20 protein-coding genes are annotated in these 18,441 nt (G+C 70.7%); 7 read left to right on the top strand and 13 right to left on the bottom strand.

Annotated elements, in window-relative coordinates; all coding sequences use genetic code 11:
* Positions 1–20 precede the first annotated feature (20 nt).
* A complete protein-coding gene (locus tag AC4BGB_RS15290; RefSeq protein WP_490547735.1) occupies positions 21–776 on the bottom strand; it encodes a ferritin-like fold-containing protein in 756 nt (251 codons plus the stop codon).
* Positions 777–1,013: 237 nt separating this feature from the next.
* On the opposite strand from AC4BGB_RS15290, the gene AC4BGB_RS15285 reads away from it, so the two are divergent.
* Complete coding sequence (locus AC4BGB_RS15285; RefSeq protein ID WP_490547734.1) at positions 1,014–2,450, top strand: DEAD/DEAH box helicase; 1,437 nt, start codon at positions 1,014–1,016, stop codon at positions 2,448–2,450.
* A gap of 75 nt (positions 2,451–2,525) precedes the next feature.
* Here the strand turns inward: AC4BGB_RS15285 and AC4BGB_RS15280 are convergent, their stop codons facing one another.
* From AC4BGB_RS15280 to AC4BGB_RS15265, 4 genes are all read right to left on the bottom strand, one after another.
* A complete protein-coding gene (locus tag AC4BGB_RS15280; RefSeq protein ID WP_490547733.1) occupies positions 2,526–3,236 on the bottom strand; it encodes a L,D-transpeptidase in 711 nt (236 codons plus the stop codon).
* Between the two features lie 2 nt (positions 3,237–3,238).
* Entirely contained in the window at positions 3,239–3,997 is a 759-nt protein-coding gene (locus AC4BGB_RS15275) for a ParA family protein (RefSeq protein WP_490547732.1), read from the bottom strand.
* A 92-nt stretch (positions 3,998–4,089) separates the two neighbouring features.
* A complete protein-coding gene (locus AC4BGB_RS15270; RefSeq protein WP_490547731.1) occupies positions 4,090–4,755 on the bottom strand; it encodes a DUF6758 family protein in 666 nt (221 codons plus the stop codon).
* Positions 4,756–4,789: 34 nt separating this feature from the next.
* Positions 4,790–5,323 (bottom strand): MaoC family dehydratase, encoded by a 534-nt coding sequence (locus AC4BGB_RS15265; RefSeq protein WP_490547730.1) that lies wholly within the window; start codon positions 5,321–5,323, stop codon positions 4,790–4,792.
* 136 nt (positions 5,324–5,459) lie between these two features.
* Here AC4BGB_RS15265 and AC4BGB_RS15260 point away from each other — a divergent pair, with 136 nt between their 5' ends.
* Both AC4BGB_RS15260 and AC4BGB_RS15255 read left to right on the top strand, forming a co-directional pair.
* Positions 5,460–7,007, top strand: coding sequence for a LicD family protein (locus AC4BGB_RS15260; protein ID WP_490547729.1), 1,548 nt, complete (start codon positions 5,460–5,462; stop codon positions 7,005–7,007).
* Entirely contained in the window at positions 7,004–7,219 is a 216-nt protein-coding gene (locus AC4BGB_RS15255; protein ID WP_490547728.1) for a DUF6752 domain-containing protein, read from the top strand. Before AC4BGB_RS15260 ends, AC4BGB_RS15255 begins: the two co-directional genes overlap by 4 nt.
* Before the next feature lie 24 nt (positions 7,220–7,243).
* Here the strand turns inward: AC4BGB_RS15255 and AC4BGB_RS15250 are convergent, their stop codons facing one another.
* From AC4BGB_RS15250 to AC4BGB_RS15220, 7 genes are all read right to left on the bottom strand, one after another.
* Positions 7,244–7,426 (bottom strand): DUF5302 domain-containing protein, encoded by a 183-nt coding sequence (locus AC4BGB_RS15250; RefSeq protein WP_490547727.1) that lies wholly within the window; start codon positions 7,424–7,426, stop codon positions 7,244–7,246.
* 89 nt (positions 7,427–7,515) lie between these two features.
* A complete protein-coding gene (locus tag AC4BGB_RS15245) occupies positions 7,516–8,538 on the bottom strand; it encodes a hypothetical protein (protein ID WP_490547726.1) in 1,023 nt (340 codons plus the stop codon).
* 44 nt (positions 8,539–8,582) lie between these two features.
* Positions 8,583–9,782, bottom strand: a complete 1,200-nt coding sequence (locus AC4BGB_RS15240; protein ID WP_490547725.1) for an acyl-CoA dehydrogenase family protein — start codon at positions 9,780–9,782, stop codon at positions 8,583–8,585.
* A gap of 131 nt (positions 9,783–9,913) precedes the next feature.
* Positions 9,914–11,062: a hypothetical protein gene (locus AC4BGB_RS15235; RefSeq protein ID WP_490547724.1), complete on the bottom strand. Its 1,149-nt coding sequence runs from the start codon at positions 11,060–11,062 to the stop codon at positions 9,914–9,916.
* A gap of 16 nt (positions 11,063–11,078) precedes the next feature.
* Positions 11,079–11,327, bottom strand: a complete 249-nt coding sequence (locus AC4BGB_RS15230) for a DUF6752 domain-containing protein (RefSeq protein WP_490547723.1) — start codon at positions 11,325–11,327, stop codon at positions 11,079–11,081.
* Positions 11,315–12,883, bottom strand: coding sequence for a LicD family protein (locus tag AC4BGB_RS15225; RefSeq protein WP_490547722.1), 1,569 nt, complete (start codon positions 12,881–12,883; stop codon positions 11,315–11,317). Before AC4BGB_RS15225 ends, AC4BGB_RS15230 begins: the two co-directional genes overlap by 13 nt.
* A gap of 6 nt (positions 12,884–12,889) precedes the next feature.
* Positions 12,890–13,588, bottom strand: a complete 699-nt coding sequence (locus AC4BGB_RS15220) for a phosphocholine cytidylyltransferase family protein (protein ID WP_490547721.1) — start codon at positions 13,586–13,588, stop codon at positions 12,890–12,892.
* A 78-nt stretch (positions 13,589–13,666) separates the two neighbouring features.
* Between AC4BGB_RS15220 and AC4BGB_RS15215 the strand changes: the two genes are divergently transcribed.
* The 4 genes from AC4BGB_RS15215 (at position 13,667) to AC4BGB_RS15200 (ending at position 16,995) form a co-directional block, all read left to right on the top strand.
* Positions 13,667–14,914, top strand: a complete 1,248-nt coding sequence (locus tag AC4BGB_RS15215) for a magnesium transporter MgtE N-terminal domain-containing protein (RefSeq protein WP_490547720.1) — start codon at positions 13,667–13,669, stop codon at positions 14,912–14,914.
* A 78-nt stretch (positions 14,915–14,992) separates the two neighbouring features.
* On the top strand, positions 14,993–15,502 hold the full coding sequence (locus AC4BGB_RS15210) for a DUF1003 domain-containing protein (protein ID WP_490548451.1): 510 nt from the start codon (positions 14,993–14,995) through the stop codon (positions 15,500–15,502).
* Entirely contained in the window at positions 15,499–16,662 is a 1,164-nt protein-coding gene (locus AC4BGB_RS15205) for an Mrp/NBP35 family ATP-binding protein (RefSeq protein WP_490547719.1), read from the top strand. The genes AC4BGB_RS15210 and AC4BGB_RS15205 overlap by 4 nt, the downstream gene beginning before the upstream one ends.
* Positions 16,663–16,668: 6 nt before the next feature.
* Complete coding sequence (locus tag AC4BGB_RS15200) at positions 16,669–16,995, top strand: sec-independent translocase (protein ID WP_490547718.1); 327 nt, start codon at positions 16,669–16,671, stop codon at positions 16,993–16,995.
* A 33-nt stretch (positions 16,996–17,028) separates the two neighbouring features.
* Here AC4BGB_RS15200 and AC4BGB_RS15195 read toward each other — a convergent pair whose 3' ends face one another.
* A complete protein-coding gene (locus AC4BGB_RS15195; protein ID WP_490547717.1) occupies positions 17,029–18,441 on the bottom strand; it encodes a S1C family serine protease in 1,413 nt (470 codons plus the stop codon).

Genomic DNA, 18,441 nt, shown 5'->3' with positions numbered 1-18,441 from the left:
AGCGGGCGGTCAGCGGCGGTTCAGGAGGCGAGGCCGAGCTCGGCCATCCGGTGGGTGTGGTTCTCGGTGAGCCGGGCGAACATCCGGGCCAGCGCGGTGAAGTCCATCCCCGGCCGGTCCACCCCGCCGGCGAGCAGGGCCGCCAGGGAGTCGCGCTCCGCGGCCACCCGCTGGGCCTGGGAGAGCGCCTCCCCCATCAGGCGGCGCCCCCACAGCGCGAGCCGGCCGCTGACCCGGTGGTCGAGCTCGATCGCCCGGCGTACCCGGGCCACCACGAAGTCCGCGTGGCCGGCGTCGGCGAGCGAGTCCACGATCAGCTCGCGGGTGCCGGAGTCGAGGAACGCCGCGATCTCCACGTAGAAGTCGGCCGCCAGCCCGTCCCCCACGTAGGCCTTGACCAGGCCCTCGAGCCAGTCGCTGGGCGCGGTGGCGGCGTGGAAGACGTCGAACGGCTTCACGAACGGCGCCATCGCCTCCAGCGGGTCGGCGCCGAGCCAGGCGATCCGCTCCAGGAGCGGCTCCACGTGGCCGAACTGGACGGTGGCCATCTTGGCGAGCGCCAGCTTGTCGGGGAGCTCCACCGCCAGCTTGGCGTCGTCGGCGAGCCGCTCGAAGGCGGAGATCTCCCCGTAGGTGATCGCTCCGAGCAGGTCGACCGCGGCAGCGCGGTAGGCCGGATCCTCGAAGGCGACCGAATCCTGGTGTCCGGAATCACCCTCAGGACCCTGCTCGATGGCAGGGGGTGGCGAGGCGTCCTGAGGTGAGGTTTCGGTCATGTCGGCAGCCTACCGATAGACTGCCGGTGGACCGCGGGCTTGATGCCCCCTTGCAGCGACACTGTGGGCGGCTCGCCAGCGGCGCAGGAATCCCATACTTGAACCCATCGACTCGCCTGTGCGGGTCAACACAGAACAGGCAGAACCCTGACTACCTTCAGAGAGCTCGGAGTACTTCCCGACATCGCAGATGCGCTCGAACGAGCCGGCATCGTCACCCCCTTCCCGATCCAGGAGATGACCCTCTCGGTCGCCCTGATGGGCACCGACCTGATCGGCCAGGCCCGAACCGGCACCGGCAAGACCCTCGCGTTCGGCATCCCGGTGCTGCAGCGCGCAGTGGCCCAGCACGACCCCGACTTCAACGACCTCGCCGCTCCCGGCAAGCCGCAGGCTCTGGTCGTCGCCCCCACCCGTGAGCTCGCGCTCCAGGTGAGCAAGGACCTCACCATGGCCGGCAAGGACCGCGGCATCCGCGTCCTGACCGTCTACGGCGGCGTCCCCTACGAGGGCCAGCTCGACGCCCTCGAGGCCGGCGTCGAGGTGGTCGTCGGTACGCCGGGCCGCCTGATCGACCTGATGAACCGCCGGGCGCTCGACATCTCCCACGTGAAGTCGCTCGTCCTCGACGAGGCCGACGAGATGCTCGACCTCGGGTTCCTGCCCGACGTGGAGCGACTGCTCAAGCAGACCCCCGAGACCCGGCAGACGATGCTGTTCTCGGCGACGATGCCGGCCGCGATCGTGGCCCTGGCCCGCACCCACATGCGCCACCCGATGAACATCCGTGCGGAGTCCGCCGAGGACAACCAGATGGTCCCGGCGACCGCGCAGTTCATCTACCAGGCCCATGACCTCGACAAGCCCGAGATGATCGGCCGCCTGCTCCAGGCCGAGGGCGCCGACCTGATGATCGTGTTCACCCGCACCAAGCGCCAGGCGCAGCGGATCGCCGACGACCTCGAGGAGCGCGGGTTCAGCTCCGCTCCCCTGCACGGCGACATGGCGCAGGCCGCCCGCGAGAAGGCGCTGACCAAGTTCCGCGAGGGCAAGCTCCAGGTGCTCGTGGCCACCGACGTCGCGGCCCGCGGCATCGACGTGTCCGGCGTGACCCACGTGGTCAACTACACCTGCCCCGAGGACGAGAAGACCTACGTCCACCGCATCGGCCGCACCGGCCGCGCGGGCGCCACCGGCATCGCGATCACTTTCGTGGACTGGGCCGACCTGCACCGCTGGAAGATGATCAACAAGGCCCTCGACCTCCCCTTCGAGGACCCGCAGGAGACCTACTCCAGCTCCGAGCACTTCCTGCACGACCAGGGCATCGCCCCCGGCATCAAGGGCCGGGTCATCCCCGAGGGCCAGGTCGTCATCGAGCGCAAGCCCCGCACCGACGGGCGCGGCGGCGGTCGCGACGGCAAGCGTGACGGCCGCGGCGGTCGTGACGGGGGTCGTGACGGGGGCCGTGGCCAGGGTGGCCAGGGTGGCCAGAGCGGCCGCGGACGCAGCAGCAACAGCAGCCAGGGCGGTTCCACCGAGTCCGCCGGCGAGGGCAGGCAGGCCGCGTCGGCGGCCGAGGGCTCTGCCGAGCGTCCCGCCAAGAAGCGCAACCGCAGCCGCAGCCGGACCCGTGGCGGCAAGCCCGCCGCGACCTCCGAGGAGACCAGCTGAGCCTCGGCCAGGACCGGGTCGCACCGACCCGGTCCCAGGCCGGCTGGGCTGGCCCGGTCACGCGGTCCGAGACCCTCAGTCCGTGACGACGACCTTGGTGCCCACAGGCGCGAAGTCCCACAGCCGCTGCGCGTCCGGCCTCGCCTGACGGATGCAGCCGTGGCTCTGCGGCGTCCCGAGCTGCTCGGCCTGCTGCAGCGGACGACCGTCCTTGGTCGGGATGGTGTGGAAGCCGATCGCGGCGTTCTCGCCGCGGGTGAACCGCACGAAGTACTCCATCACCCCGGAGTCGTCGATCCCGGTGGCCCAGCGCGAGCGTGAGTACACCGCGAACGTCCCCGGCTCCAGGTTGTCCAGCACGCTGCCGGAGACCAGGTAGGTGCTGAGCACCTTCTCGGACCCTTCGCGAGCGGCGTCGACCAGCCACACCCGCTGGTCGCTGATGTCGAAGACGACCCGCTTGCCGCTGCCGCTGCCCGCGGGCAGGGCCGGGTCGGCGGCGGCTGCGTCGGGATCGGCCGGCGGGACGAGGCGGTCCAGTGAACGGTTCGGGTGCGCGTCGGCGAGCCGGGCCACCGACCCTCCGGACGAGTCCTGACCGTCGCTCTGGCCCCTGGGCTCGACCGCCGAGGAGATCTGCTCGGGAAGCGCGCCGGTCCCCCCGAGCACGCTCACCAGCGTGATCAGGACCGACAGCGCCACAGCGGCGAGCCGTCCGTAGCGGACCCGGGTCCCGGCGTGCGCACCCGAGCGGCGCGGCGGGCGCTGCGCTCGGCTGCGGGTCAAGGTCAGACCCTGCCCAGCAGCCCGGTCGCGACGTCGCGGTAGGCCTGCGCACCCTTGTTGCTGCGCGAGGTCTTGAGGATGGACCGTCCCGCGGCCGGCGCCTCGGCGAACCGGATCGACTTGGGGATCGGCGGCTCGAGGACCTCGAGGCCGTAGGTCTCGGAGATCGTCTCCAGCACGGTGCGGGCGTGGTTGGTGCGGCCGTCGTAGAGCGTGGGCAGCACGCCCCAGACGGTGAGGTCGCGGTTGGTGAACCGCTTGACGTCGTGCACGGTGTCGAGCAGCTGGCCGACGCCCCGGTGGGAGAGCGTCTCGCACTGCAACGGAATCAGGACCCCGGTGGCGGCGGTGAGAGCGGCCACGGTGAGCACCCCCAATGACGGCGGACAGTCGAGCAGTACCCAATCGTAGCCCGGCGTGTCCTCGATGGCCGACCGGATGACGTACTCCCGCCCGGTGCGGGTGAGCAGGTCGGCCTCGGCCCGGGCCAGCTCGATCGTGGCCGGCAGCAGGTCGACGCCGTCATCGGTCTCGATGATCACCTCGCTGGGGCTGACGCCCTTGGTGAGCACGTGGTGGACGGAGATGTCGAGGTCCTCGGGGTCGATGCCGAGGCTGAAGGTGAGGCACGCCTGGGGGTCGAGGTCGACGAGCAGCACCTTCTGGCCCTGCTCCGCGAGCGCGGCTCCGAGCGAGGCGACCGTGGTGGTCTTCGCCACGCCACCCTTCTGGTTGGCGATGGCGAGCACGTGGGTGTTCATCACGCGCCATTGTGCCGCACGACCTGGCATTCGCCGCGTGTCTTCCACCCCCCCGGATGACGCGGCGTGGCGTCGTCCGAACTCTGGACCGGTCACCAGGTGGGTCGCGGTCCCCCGAAGGGCATCTCCAGCGCCTCCGGACCGAACCCGGTCACGTCGGCGAGCAGCCACTCGTCGCGCAGCAGCAGGGCCGCGGAGGCGGGCCGCATCACCAGCCACAGCCAGCGCCCCTCCGCCTCCCCGACGAACACCGCGCGGACCAGGATGTCGTCCTCCCGGGCCGGCACCTGGATCGGCAGGGTCTCCTCACCGGAGTCCACGACCAGCCACAGCGGGACCGAGCGTCCCCCGGCGCGCACGCGGATCGCGGGCGGGCCGTTGTCGACCTGCTGGCCCGGGTCGTCGTACGGCATCCCGGCGCACCGGGCCCCCAGGCCGACGCCCGGCTCCTCGGAGACGATCGTGACCTCGACCTCGCCGTCGGGCTCGCTGGCGCCCACCGTCGTGGTGACGGTGGCCCGGACCCGGCCCGGCTCGCCCACGCACCCGAAGTCGGCGATCGACCAGCCGGGACTCATCGGCCACGGCAGGTAGGTGGGCAGGTCGTCGCTGCGCCCGACCAGGTCGGCGAAGGACTCGTAGTCCGCGTGCTCGGGGCGCCACAGCGGCTCCACCGGTCCGTGGACCGGGCAGGTGAACTCCGGTTCCTCACCGGTGAGGGGCGAGGTGCAGCGGGGACACGACGCGGCGAGCGGCACGGGACCGAGGGTAGACGAACCGCCGCCCGCCGGTTCAGCTCTCCTGCGGGCCGGACCAGTACTTGTCGGGCTTGGGCACCGGGCGTCCGGGCTGGTCGCCGCCGCGCTCGGCGAGGTAGCTGGCCTTGGGGACCATCACCTTGCGACGGAAGATGCACACGATCTTGCCGTCCTGGTTGTAGCCGATCGTCTCGACGTGGACCACGCCGCGGTCGTCCTTGCTCTTGCTCTCCGTCTTGTCCAGGACGGTGGTCTCGCCGTACAGGGTGTCGCCGTGGAAGGTCGGCGCCACGTGACGCAGCGACTCCACCTCGAGGTTGGCGATCGCCTTGCCGGAGATGTCGGCCACGCTCATCCCGAGCAGGATCGAGTACACGTAGTTGCCGACCACGACGTTCTTGCCGAACTGGGTGGTCTCCTCGGCGTAGTTGGCGTCGAGGTGGAGCGGGTGGTGGTTCATCGTGAGCAGGCAGAACATGTGGTCGTCGAACTCGGTGACCGTCTTGCCTGGCCAGTGCTTGTAGGTGGCTCCGACCTCGAACTCCTCGTAGCTGCGACCGAACTGCATCCTGCGTGCTCCTCGTGTGCCGGCGACCTCGAACCTGCCGAAGTCTGCCACGCCGGGAGCGAGCCGTCGGCTGCTCCCCCCTGTGTGCCGTAGATTCCTCCCAGTCCAGGACCCGACCAGCCGGAGGCACCCGCCAGTGACGTTTTCCGCACGTGTGGACGACACGGGGATCGAGCTGAGCGACGTCGTCGACACTCCGCTCGACGTCAGGTTCGGCGGTGACCGGCTGTGGTCGTTCAACCCCGCACGCGACGCCGTCGTCTCCCGCGACAAGGCACTGGTGGCCTGGCCCAGGTCGATCAAGGAACGCCTCGCGGGGGTGGCGCACGTCAGCGTCGAGGGGCACCTGGACAAGGTGGCGTGGTTCGAGGGCGACGTGACCTTCGGCTCATCCTCCGCGCCGCTGCGCTTCGTCGACGACGCCGGCAACCCGCTCACCCTCGACAAGGGCGGGCGCCTCCAGCGCACCTTCGACCGGATGGACGACGCGTCGGTCAACGAGCTGGCGGCCGCCTCGCGCCGGGTGCTCGACGACCTGGTGGAGGTGTGCGGCCTGGACGCCTACCTCTGCTACGGCGGGCTGCTGGGCGCCGTGCGCGACGGCAAGATGATCGGTCACGACTCCGACGTCGACCTCGCCTGGCTGAGCCGGCACACCCACCCCTTCGACATCATCCGCGAGAGCCGGCGCGCGGAGCGGCAGATGCGCGAGCGCGGCTGGTCGGTGATGCGGATGTCGGCGGCGAACTTCAAGGTGTGGGCGCCGCTGCCCAACGGCAAACGGGCCGGGGTGGACGTGTTCGGCTCGTTCTACATCAGCGACCACTTCCACCTCACCGGCTCGCTGCGCGGCAGGCTCGACCGCGACCGGATCCTGCCGTTCGGGACCATCGAGCTCGAGGGCGTGGAGTTCCCGGCCCCGCGCGACACCGACGCCTTCCTGGCCTACACCTACGGTCCCGGCTGGAAGGTGCCCGACCCGGCCTTCCACTTCGACCACCCTGCCGAGAACGTCGAGATGATGTCCCAGTGGTGGCGCGGCAGTCGGCTGCGCTACTGGTACTGGTCGGCGTTCTACGAGTCGGACAAGGTCGCGCTGGTGCCCGACACCCCGTCGCTGTTCGCGCAGTGGGTGGCGACCCGGATCGAGCCCGGCGCAACGGTGGTCGAGCTCGGCACGGGCACCGGCCGCGACGCGGCCTGGCTGGCGGGGCAGGGGTTCGACGTCACCGGGAGCGACTACGCCAGGGCGGCCCGTCGCGTTGCCGCGAAGAAGCTCAGGAAGGCCGGGGTCGACGTCCCCCTGAAGATCTACAACCTCGAGTCGACGTACAACTTCCTCACCGAGGCGGCCAAGCTGGCCCACCAGCCCGGGGTCAAGCACGTCTACGCCCGGGGGCTCATCGACGCGCTGGCCGTGAGCGGCCGCGACGGGCTGTGGCGGTTCAGCTCGATGGTGGGCCGCTCCGGGGGCCACACCTTCCTGGAGTTCCGCACGGCGCAGAGCCGCCACGAGCCCACCTTCTTCGGCCGGCACGTGCGGACCTACGCCCGCGTCGCCGCGATCGAGGCCGAGATCGCCGAGCACGGGGGAACGGTGGTGGCCAAGACCGTCGGCCGCGACCTCGCCCCGCTCGACCACGAGAACCCCATCGTCTGCCGACTGGAAGTGAGCTGGACATGAACCCGAAACTGACCCGGGGACTCGATCGGGTCACCGGTCGAGCCGAGATCGCCTCGCTGCGCGCGGAGGTGCGTCAGCTGCGCAGCGCCGTCGAGGAGTGCCGGCGGCTCAACGAGCGGCTCTCCGACGTCCTCGACGTCGTCACCGAGCTGCTCGTGCCCGCCGTGGACCGCGACGACGAGCGCCTCGCCGCCGCCCTGGAGAAGCTCTAGTCCCTCCAGGGCGACGACCGTCGCTCAGGAGCCGCCGCCGCCGGCCTTGCGGCGGTGCATCTTGGGCGCACCGCCCTCGACCTCGGAGCCGTGTGCCTTCTCCTTGACCGGGCGGTCCTTGGGAACGCCGCGGTCGTTGGCCTGCTTGCGGTCCAGGGCCTCACGCATCCTGGCCTTGAGGTCCTCGTTGCCTTCTGACTGACCCATGGGAATTCCTCCTGAAGTGTGCGACTCGGACACCACAAGCCTCGCATGGTCCACCCACCGCGGCGACCGATTAACGCCTGCGGCGCCGCTCAGCCCCTGATCTGCTCGGCCAGCAGGCCGGCCAGCGCTGCGCACGCCGCCTCCGCCACCACGGCGTCCTCGAGGACCGCAGGATCGACGCCCGCGACCTCGACCGGGGTCAGGTCGCCCCACTCCCCGACGAGCTCGACGTCGAGCCGCTGCAGCACGGAGACCATCCGCGCGGCGTGCTCGTCCACCCAGGGCTGCAGCGGCAGGCCGATGACCGGCTCGGCCCGGGCATGCGCCGACATCACCCGCTTCGCGAGCACCGCCTTGCGCAACGTCTCCCCCTGCGGGAAGGGCAGTCCCATCTCCGCGAGCAGCTCGTTGACCCGGCGCAGCACGACCGCCGAGGCGGCGCCCATGGACTCGTTGGCCGAGGGGGGCGCGACCAGCCCGTCGGGCGGCGTACCGAGCACGGAGAGGAACCGGTCACGCAGCAGGTCTCGCGGGGCACCGGGCGGCGGCACCGTCAGCAGCACGACGCGCGCCCCGGCCGCGGACCAGCTGCGGCACAGCCGGACCAGGTTCTGCTGGCGCCAGAAGGTCTTGCTCGCGGGAGTGACGTCCTCGGGCCGCCGCTCGGCGCGCGGCCGCCCCTCGCGTACGTCGTCGACGTACTCGGCGAAGGTCCAGGTCCGGCCGTTGCGCACGGACTCCTGCCACATCGAGGCCAGCTGGCGGTTGAGGTCGCGAGCACTGATCACCACGGTGACCTTGTCCCAGGTGCCGACGAGCCGCTCGGTGAGCTCGCGGCGCACCGGGGCGAGGAACTCCATCGAGATCACCGAGGTGCCGTCGTGGGCGAGGGTCTCCCCCACCATCGCGTCCCAGCAGCCGGTGATGTCGCCGGTGCGCTCCGAGGCCCGGCCCAGCAGGTCCTGCACCGCACGCACCTGGTCGCCCCAGCTGCGCCCGGGCACCAGCACCCCCTGACGGCCCAGCACGGCCTTGTTCGCGAACAGCAGCCCCTGGAGGTAGCTGGTCCCCGACTTCATCACCCCGACGTGGAGCACGGCCCGCTGTCCCATGTCGCCACACAGTAGTCAGGGACGCGGGCCGCGGCTCCGCGGCGTCAGCTCTTGAGCTTGTACTCCTTGAGCAGGGCGCGGCCGATGATCATCTTCTGGATCTCGGCGGTGCCCTCACCGATCAGCATGAACGCGGCCTCGCGGTAGAGGCGCTCGATCTCGTACTCCTTGGAGTACCCGTAGCCGCCGTGGATGCGGAAGGACTGCTGGACGACCTCGTTGCAGTACTCCGCGGCGAGGTACTTCGCCATCCCGGACTCGACGTCGTTGCGCTCGCCCCGGTCCTTCATCCGCGCGGCGCGGACCATCATCGAGTGGGCGGTCTCGACCTTGGTCGCCATCTCCGCGATCTGGAACAGCACCGCCTGGTGCTGGGCGATCGGCTTGCCGAAGGTCTCCCGCTGCTGGGCGTAGGCGATGGCCAGCTCGAAGGCGCGGTTGGCGATGCCGCAGGCGCGGGCGGCGACGTTCACGCGACCGACCTCGACGCCGTCCATCATCTGGTAGAAGCCCTTGCCCGGCTCGCCGCCGAGGATCTGGTCTGCGGAGACCTCGTGGCCCTCCAGGACCATCTCGGTGGTCTCCACGCCCTTGTAGCCCATCTTGTCGATCTTCCCGGGCACGGTGATGCCCTGGGCGGTCTCGCCGAAGCCGGGCTCCTTCTCGACGAGGAACGTCGTCATGTTCTTGTAGACCGAGTCGGCGCCCTCGTCGGTCTTGACCAGCACGGCGACCAGGTTGGAGGTGCCGCCGTTGGTCAGCCACATCTTCTGGCCGGTGATCGCGTAGCCGCCGTCGTCGTTCTTGACGGCCTTGGTCTTGATCGCGGAGACGTCCGAGCCCAGCGAGGGCTCCGACATCGAGAACGAGCCGCGCACCTCGCCGGTGGCCATCCGCGGCAGGTACTTCTTCTTCTGCTCCTCGGTGCCGTGCCGCATCAGCATGTAGGCCACGATGAAGTGGGTGTTGATCACACCGGAGACGCTCATCCAGCCGCGGGCGATCTCCTCCACGCACAGGGCGTAGGTGAGCAGCGACTCACCGAGACCGCCGTACTCCTCGGGGATCATCAGGCCGAAGATCCCGAGCTCCTTGAGTCCCTCGACGATCTCGGTCGGGTACTCGTCGGCGTGCTCGAGCTCGGTCGCCACCGGGATGATCTTGGTCTCGACGAACGCTCGGACCGACTTGAGGATCTCTTCCTGGATGTCGGTCAGGCCTTCGGTCTCGCAGAGGCGGCTCATGGCTGTTGGGTCCTTTACAGGTGGTGCCCGAGGGGTCCCGGTGGCACGGTGAGGAACCCCGTCGTACGACGGAGAGCGGTCGGCGCAAACGCTACTGGTGGGTTCCCCACCATGCCATGACCAACCTCACGTCACGGCCGGCGGCGGAGCAGCACGTGGCGCAGCACCGGGAACCTGCGGACCAGGTTCACCCGCAGGCCGGGATCCTCCTTGCGCCGGCTCTTCTCCAGCAGCTGCCGCTGGCGCCGCAGCTCGCGGCGCAGGTCACGCACGTCGTGCAGCATCCGGGCCGCCAGCTCGACCGCCACCTCGGCCACCTCGGCCTCGGTCACCGACGAGGGCTCCCGGCGTGGCGCGAGCTCGTCAGGGACGAGCAGCGCATCGAGGTCACCGACCACGTGGAAGCCCTGGCCCGCGACGTAGTCCACCGCGGCCTGCCCACGACGGCGGATCTCCTCGATCCGCTCGGGCTCGGGGAAGAACGGCTCACCACCGCGAGGGACGAGGCGTTCGTCGGCGAGGAACGTGCGGATGTAGGTGCCGCGGTCGATCGCGGAGTTGAACTCCTCGAGGTGGTGGTTCATCCGGCGCAGGGTCTCGGCCTCCGCCACCCCCATGGACGCGTTCGGGAAGCTGCGGCTGAGGTCGACGGAGTCCGGGTCGATCCCGACCAGGCCCGCGAACCGGTCCCAGATCTCACGCCTGGGCGCGCCGGCGCCGGGCAGCGGCAGCACGTGCACCCGCTCGGCCGGGAAGTGCGGCGACCAGCGCTCCAGCACCAGCCGGATGTCCAGGGACCGCCAGTTCCACACGGCGGTCGGGTCCTCGGACTCGGTGCGGCTGTAGTCGGTCATCAGCCAGGTCTCGCGGTTCTTGATGCTCTCCTGCCAGCTCGCGGTGAACAGCCCGAGCGGCTCCCGGCCGGTGACCACGAGGTGGACCTCCGCCGGCTCCAGGTCGCGCACCATCCGGGCGACCTGCTCGGTGGAGGCCGCGGAGAAGAACTCGTGGCTGATCACGGCCGCGCCCGACCCGGTGCGGGCCTGGTCCGCGACGTCGGCGCGCAGCCGGTCCCACGCCGTACGCCGGTGCTCGCTGAACTTCTCGAACCCGGGGTCCTCGCGGATGATCCGGCTGCTCCACAGGTGCTCCTGCCTGCTCGCGCCGGGCAGGTGGACGTCCTGGGCCGCCAGCGAGGCCCGGTTGTTCCACAAGATGGACTGCAGGTAGGTGGTGGCCGTCTTGGGCAGGCCGATGTGCAGGTAGACCCGGGTCGTCATCAGTCCCCCAGCACGCTCACATGGTCCGCGTGTACTTCTCGACGGCGGCCGCGATCTTGTCCTCGTCGCGGGCGGCCATCGGCAGCAGCAGCTGCTCGACGAGGTCGGTGACCTCGGCCAGCCGGATGTTCAGCTGGCGGCTCTCCTGCACCTCCGCCTCGAGGGCCTCGAGACGCCGCTGGAGCTGGTCGAGACGGTCTCCCGCCACGGCGCGTGCCACGCGCTCCACCGCCCGCGCCCGCAAGGACCGGTTCACCGCTGCCATTCCGCCACCAATCGCGCGACCGGGCGGCCCGGTTTCCCGGAACCGCCTTTGAGTTCCACCTGAGTGCTGAGCACGATATCGGCTCCCCCCTCGACCAGTGCCCGCTCGACCCCGGCCAGGGCCTTGGGCCGCACGATGTCGCGCCGCCCGGTCGGGGTGTACCGCTCCCCGGGGGCCAGCAGGTCGAAGTCGAGGTAGAGCCGCCCGCCGCCGGTCCCGGCCCGGCCGGCCAGCGACATCCGCGCGAGCCGCACGAGCGCGTTGAGCCCGCGGGCGTCGGTGGAGTCGACGAGGTGGTTGGCCATCAGCACCACCCGGCCCTCACGGCGCGCGATCCGGCACCCCTGCGCGAGCACCGAGCGCATCTCGTGCAGGTTCACCCACGAGACGTCCAGGTCGAGCCCTTCCTGCTCGGCCACCCGGCGTACGCCGTTGCTGGCGCCGTGGGCGAAGTCGAGGGTCATCGTCGGGACCCCCTGGCGCGCGAACCACAGCGCGTCGGCGCCGCGGCCGGCTCCCACGTCCACCAGCAGGTCGGGCGTGCCCTCCTCGGCGCGCACGAACTCGGCCAGCGCGCTGGGTCCGCCGCGGGGCACCTTGTTGCGGACGCCGCTGTAGCGGGCGTCCCACTCGTTGCGGAACACGCGGATCCCCCGGAACCAACCGTTGAGACGGCGGTGCGTGGAGCGCGGCGTCTCGAAGTGGAACGCGGGGTCGGGCACGCGCCAGCTGGGCCCGTAGGTGGCCTCGAGCAGCTTCTCCGGCCGGGCCGGGGCCGGCAGCGTCCGGCCGGCCAGCGTGCAGGTGCCGAGCGGGAAGATCCACTCCTTCTCGAACGGCGTCCCGATCTCCCCGAGCAGGTAGAGCCGGCCGTCGAGGAAGAACCCGCCGAAGACGTCGAGCCCGCGCACGGTGCCGTCGGCCTCGACGACGTCGACCTTGAACGCCGCGGCGCTGTAGCGGTCGACGGCGTACCCGCGCTCCTTGAGGAACCGCTGCAGCCGGAACGACTCGCGGATCACGTCCAGCGGGTGCGTCTCACGACTGACGTAGCCGAGGTCGACGTCGCTGTCGTGGCCGATGAAGTCCTGCTCGCGGACGGCGCCGAGCAGCGTGCCGTACGCCGGGAACGCCTCCACCCCGGCCTCGCGCAGCGCGGCGAGGAGCTGCTCGGTGGAGTCGAGCAGGGGCGCGGTGTGCTCGGGGTCGCGGGTGTCGAACGTGGTGACGATCCGGTTGGACTTGTCGATGCCGAGCGGTCGGCCCTGCCCGTCGACGACCGAGATCCGGCCCTCCTTCGAGCCGAGCCGAACCTCGGCCTCGAAGGCCACCGTCCCCGAGACGTGCTCCACCACCGAGATGAGCGCGGTGCCCTCGAGGAACTTGCGCAGCATCGGAGGCCACGGCGCGACGCCCTCGACGGTGTCGCGCTGCGTCCAGAACGACCAGATCCGCCGCCCGTCGAAGAGCACGTCGACGACCGTGTCCTCAGTCGAGGACAGGTGCACTCCCTCGTCGTCGACCGCCGAGACGCGCGTCGGCACCAGGTCGGGCACGGCGGCTCAGTCTCCGACGAACTCGTTGGCCCGCGTGAGGTCCTCGTCGAAGTCGACCTCGACGATGTGGAACTGGGAGATGTCCAGGGCCTCGATCCGCAGGCCGTCCTTCTCGATGCCCAGCTCGAGGCCACGCTCGAAGTAGTCCTGGTCGCCGGCCTCCTCGAGCCGCTTGATCAGGGCCGCCTTGTCGTCGGCGGAGATGAAGTTGATGCCCACGGCCTCGCCGAGACCGCCCACGACGCCCTTGGACAGCTCCTTGATGTAGCCCTCGTCGTCGAGGGTGTACTTGACCTCCTCGTCGGCGACCGACTCGGTGTTCACGCACACGAAGCTGCGGCCGGACTCGATGTGCTCCTGGATCAGCGGGAGCACATCGGGGTCGAAGACCACGTCGCCGTTGAGCCACAGCACGCCGCCGGGCTGGGAGAGCCGCAGCGCCTTGAGCAGGCTCTTGGAGGTGTTGGTGGAGTCGTAGACCTCGTTGTAGACGAAGGAGATGTCCGGCATCGCCTCGATCACCAGGTCGAGCTTGAACCCGACGACCGCCGTGACGAAAACGTCGTCCCCGTAGGCACCCCGCAGGGCGTTGACGGCCCGGCGCATGATGCTCTCGCCGGAGCGCAGCGGCGTGAGCGGCTTGGGGTGCGGCTTGCCGAGGCGGGTGCCAAGACCTGCGGCGAGAATCACGACCTGCTTGACCACTGAGGAACTCCTTGGGTGCACTGCTCGGGGCGAACGATCCCGCTGAACCTACCAATGCCAGCGGCTAGGCTCCGCAACGTGAGCACCACACCTACCCGCGTCTTCGCGGCCCGCCTCGCCGGGTTGCCGGTGTTCGATCCCCAGGGCGACCAGGTCGGCAAGGTGCGCGACGTCGTGGTGGTGCTGCGCTCCGACGTACGGGCCCCGCGGGTGGTGGGCCTGGTGGTGGAGGTGTTCGGCCGCCGCCAGATCTTCGCTCCGATGACCCGGGTGACCAACATCGACGCAGGTCAGGTGATCACCACTGGGCTGCTGAACATGCGCCGCTTCGAGAAGCGCTCCACCGAGACCCTCGTGGTCGGGCAGATGCTCGACCAGAAGGTCCGGGTGCGCAGCACCGGCGTGGAGGGCGTCGTCTTCGACGTCGCGATGGAGCAGGCCCGCACCCGCGACTGGGTGCTGTCCCGGGTCGCGATCACCGAAGGGGCCAAGAGCTTCCGCCGCCGGCCGCAGACCCACGTCGTGGAGTGGGACGACATCGAGGGCCTGCACCAGACCCAGGCCAACCAGGGCGCCGAGCACCTGATCGCCGCCCTGGCCGACCTCCGTCCCGCCGACGCCGCCAACGTGATCCACGAGCTGCCGCCCGAGCGCCGCAGCGAGGTCGTCGCCGGTCTCGACGACGAGCGGCTCGCCCACGTGCTCGAGGAGCTGCCCGAGGAGGACCAGGTCGAGATCCTCGAGCACCTCGACTCCGAGCGCGCCGCAGACATCCTCGAGGAGATGTCGGCCGACGACGCCGCCGACCTGATCGCCGACCTGCCCTACGAGACCGCGCAGATCCTGCTCGGCCTGATGGACACCGAGGACGCCGCCGAGGTCCGGCGGCTGATGGTCTACGGCGAGGAGACCGCGGGCGGGATGATGACGCCCGAGCCGGTGATCCTGCCTCCCGACGCCACGGTCGCGGAGGCCCTGGCCCACGTCCGCAACGAGGACCTGACGCCGTCCCTGGCCGCGCTCGTGCACGTGTGCCGCCCGCCGCTGGAGACCCCGACGGGCAAGCTGCTCGGCGTCGCCCACATCCAGCGCCTGCTGCGGGAGCCCCCGTCCACGCTGGTCGCCGGGGTCCTGGACACCGGCATCGACTTCCTGCGCGCCGAGGCCACCCTCGAGGACGTCTCGATGTTCCTGGCCACCTACAACCTGGTGGCCGCGCCCGTCGTCGACGAGGACGGCCGCCTGCTCGGCACCGTCACCGTCGACGACCTGCTCGACCACCTGCTGCCCGACGGGTGGCGCGACCGCAAGCTGGGAAGGGGGTAAGGCCACGTGGAGAAGCCTGAGAAGAAGAGCCGCAGGAACGAGCGGAAGTCCCCCGAGGAGCGCTCCCGGGCCGCTCGCCTGGACACCCCGCGAGAGCTTCGTCACGGTCTCGTACGCCGCCCCACGGTGCGCCAGGACGCCTTCGGCATCTTCGCCGAGCAGTTCGCACGGTTCATGGGCACCGCCCGCTTCCTGATCTACATGACCCTGTTCGTCATCTTCTGGGTCGGCTGGAACGCGCTCGCGCCGAGGGACCTGCGCTGGGACGACTACCCCTACATCTTCCTGACCCTGATGCTCAGCCTGCAGGCGTCGTACGCCGCACCGCTGATCCTGCTCGCGCAGAACCGCCAGGAGGTGCGCGACCGGGTGATCAACGAGCAGGACCGTCAGGCCAACGCCCGGGCGCACGCCGACATGGAGTTCCTGGCCCGCGAGGTGGCCTCCCTCCGGATGGCTCTCGGGGAGGTCGCGACCCGCGACTTCCTGCGCTCGGAGCTGCGCAACATGGTCGAGGAGCTGACCGAGGCCGAGGACGAGGACTCGCCGGAGGCAAATGCCCCGCCGCCGCGTAGGATCGACACATGACTTCCCCCGACGTCGACAGGATCCAGGCTGCGCTGGCGCGCGTCAACGACCCCGAGATCAAACGCCCGATCACCGACCTGGGCATGGTCGAGAACGTCGAGATCGACGACACCGGCATGGTGCGCGTCACGGTGCTCCTGACTGTGGCCGGCTGCCCGATGAAGGACACGATCACCACCAACGTCACCGCCGAGGTCTCCCGTGTGGAGCACGTCACCGGTGTCGACGTGGTGCTCGGCGTGATGAGCGCGGAGCAGCGTGCCGGTCTCCAGGAGACGCTGCGCGGCGGCCAGGCCCAGCGCGAGATCCCGTTCGCCTCCGCCGACTCCCTCACCAAGGTCTACGCGATCGCCTCCGGCAAGGGCGGCGTCGGCAAGTCCTCGGTCACGGTCAACCTCGGCCTCGCCCTGGCCAAGCAGGGCCTGCGGGTCGGCATCGTCGACGCCGACATCTACGGGCACTCAGTGCCCGCGATGCTGGGCGTCGCCGACACCCGCCCCACCCAGGTCGAGGACCTGATCATGCCCGTCCCCACGCCGAGCGGGGTCTCGGTGATCAGCATCGGGATGCTCAAGCCGCGCCGTGACCAGGTCGTGGCCTGGCGCGGACCGATGCTCGACCGGGCCCTGGTGCAGATGCTCTCCGACGTCTACTGGGGCGCGCTGGACGTGCTGCTGCTCGACCTGCCCCCGGGGACCGGCGACGTCGCGATCTCGCTGGGCCAGCACCTGCCCAACGCGGAGGTGATCGTGGTGACCACCCCCCAGGAGGCCGCCACCGAGGTCGCCGAGCGCGCCGGCACGATGGCCTCGATGATGCACCAGCGCGTCATCGGCGTCGTGGAGAACATGTCGTTCCTCCCCTGCCCGCACTGCACCCCCGAGGGCCGTGAGCACCGGCTCGAGATCTTCGGCAGCGGCGGCGGCGCCCGGGTCGCGGCCACTCTTGGCCAGCGCTTCGGCTACGACGTCCCGGTGCTCGGCGAGATCCCGATCGACGTGAGCCTGCGCGAGGGCGGCGACACCGGCAAGCCGATCGTCGAGTCCGACCCGACGGCGCCCGGCGCACAGGTCCTGACCCAGATCGCCAAGACGCTGTCCAGCCGTGGCCGTGGCCTCGCCGGCATGCAGCTCGGGCTGAGTCCCACGGCCAAGGGCTGATCTGCCGTGTTCGGGATCGGCCTGCCGGAGCTGATGGTCATCGGGATCGTCGCTGTGGTGGTGTTCGGTCCTGATCGCCTACCCGAGTTCGCCCGGCAGGCCGGCAGGTTCGTGCGCCAGATGCGCAACCTGGCCCAGAGCGCCCAGACGCAGCTGCGCGAGGAGCTCGGGCCCGAGTACGCCGACCTCCGGCTGACCGACCTCGATCCCCGCCAGGCGATCCGCAAGCACATCCTGGAGGCGATGGAGGACGACCTCGCCGACGAGCCGCTGCCGCCCTACCGCGTGCTGGCCCAGGGCGAGCGTCCGCCGTACGACCTCGAGGCGACCTGAGGCACCCAGCGGGGGTTCGGGGCGGGACTAAGCTCAGCCGGTCTTGGAGTCCAGGCCGACCTTGATCTGGAAGGTCCGTGACCCGCGCTCGACCAGCAGGGACACCTGCTCACCCGGGACGTGGGAGCGCACGGCTACGACGAGGTCGATCGAGCCGGTGACCGGCTTGCCGTCCACCTTGCGGATCACGTCGCCGACCTTCAGGTCGGAGTCGGCGGCCGGAAGCCCGTCGGTGATCGACTCGACCGTGGCACCGTCGTTCTTGGTCGTCGGGCTCACGTTGACCCCCATCACGGGGTACTGCGCCTCCCCCGTGCTCAGGATCTGGGTCGTGGTGACCTTCACCTGCTCGATCGGGATCGCGAAGCCCACGCCGATGTTGCCGCCGCGGTCCGAGGCCATCTGGGACCCCAGGGAGGCGATCGCGGAGTTGACGCCCACGACCTCGCCCTGGAGGTTGACCAGCGGGCCACCCGAGTTGCCCGGGTTGATCGCGGCGTCGGTCTGCACGGCGTTGATGTAGGAGTTGTCGTTGGCGCCGTCGCCGGTGGTCACCGGCCGGTTGATCGCGCTCACGATGCCCGAGGTGACGGTGGCCGAGAGACCGAGCGGCGACCCGATCGCCACGACCGTCTCCCCCACCCGCATCTGGTCGGCCGAGCCGATCGCGGCCGGCTTGAGCTTCTTGGCCGCCTCCGACTTCAGCACGGCGATGTCGTAGACGGTGCTGCGGCCCACGACGGTGGCCTTGGAGTGGTTGCCGTCCTGGTCGATGATCTCGATCGCGCCCTCGGACTTGTCCGCCTCGGCGACCACGTGGTTGTTGGTGATGATGTGGCCCTGGTCGTCGATCACGAACCCGGACCCGGTCGCGCCCTGCGCGTTGCCCTTGTACTCCGCGGCGATCTGCACGGTGCTCGGCAGCACCTTCTCGGCGACCGCGGCGATGCTCGCGTTGTCGGCGGGCAGGGGCGTCGCCGTACGCCGCTCGACGCGCAGCACCGCCCCGGGGCCGTCGGTGCCGTTGACCACGAGGGCCGCCGCCAGGGCGCCCCCGCTGGCGCCCAGCACGAGCGCCATCACCGCGACGGCCGGCCACAGCCAGCCGGGGACCTTGCTGCGGGCCGGCCGCTCCTGGACGGGGAAGGCCTGCGTCGGGGAGGGGTAGCCGGGATGGGTCGGGGGCTGCTGCTGGCCGTAGTACGCGCCCATCGGGGGCCCGACCGGGCGGCCCGGCTGCTGGCCGGGCGGCGGCGGGTAGGGGCTCCCAGAAGGTGACCCGGAAGGTGACCCGGAAGGGGCCTGGGACGGGGACTGGCCGAAGGGGCGGCCCTGCCACGGGCCGGGGTCCCCGGCCGGGCCCGCCTGGCCGGAGCCCTGCTGCTGCCACTGCCCTGAGTAGGGGGACTGCGGCGTCGTCGGCTCGTCGGGCTCGTTGTGGCTCAC

The organism is Nocardioides sp. Z30_9 (assembly GCF_058215735.1).
This window is presented reverse-complemented; position numbering and strand designations above follow the sequence as displayed.

Excerpts from the sequence above, each read along its gene's own strand:
- AC4BGB_RS15290 (WP_490547735.1), bottom strand. The coding sequence starts at position 776 with ATGACCGAAACCTCACCTCAGGACGCCTCGCCACCCCCTGCCATCGAG.
- AC4BGB_RS15285 (WP_490547734.1), top strand. The coding sequence starts at position 1,014 with ATGACCCTCTCGGTCGCCCTGATGGGCACCGACCTGATCGGCCAGGCC.
- AC4BGB_RS15275 (WP_490547732.1), bottom strand. The coding sequence starts at position 3,997 with ATGAACACCCACGTGCTCGCCATCGCCAACCAGAAGGGTGGCGTGGCG.
- AC4BGB_RS15265 (WP_490547730.1), bottom strand. The coding sequence starts at position 5,323 with ATGCAGTTCGGTCGCAGCTACGAGGAGTTCGAGGTCGGAGCCACCTAC.
- AC4BGB_RS15255 (WP_490547728.1), top strand. The coding sequence starts at position 7,004 with ATGAACCCGAAACTGACCCGGGGACTCGATCGGGTCACCGGTCGAGCC.
- AC4BGB_RS15250 (WP_490547727.1), bottom strand. The coding sequence starts at position 7,426 with ATGGGTCAGTCAGAAGGCAACGAGGACCTCAAGGCCAGGATGCGTGAG.
- AC4BGB_RS15245 (WP_490547726.1), bottom strand. The coding sequence starts at position 8,538 with ATGGGACAGCGGGCCGTGCTCCACGTCGGGGTGATGAAGTCGGGGACC.
- AC4BGB_RS15240 (WP_490547725.1), bottom strand. The coding sequence starts at position 9,782 with ATGAGCCGCCTCTGCGAGACCGAAGGCCTGACCGACATCCAGGAAGAG.
- AC4BGB_RS15235 (WP_490547724.1), bottom strand. The coding sequence starts at position 11,062 with ATGACGACCCGGGTCTACCTGCACATCGGCCTGCCCAAGACGGCCACC.
- AC4BGB_RS15230 (WP_490547723.1), bottom strand. The coding sequence starts at position 11,327 with ATGGCAGCGGTGAACCGGTCCTTGCGGGCGCGGGCGGTGGAGCGCGTG.
- AC4BGB_RS15205 (WP_490547719.1), top strand. The coding sequence starts at position 15,499 with ATGACTTCCCCCGACGTCGACAGGATCCAGGCTGCGCTGGCGCGCGTC.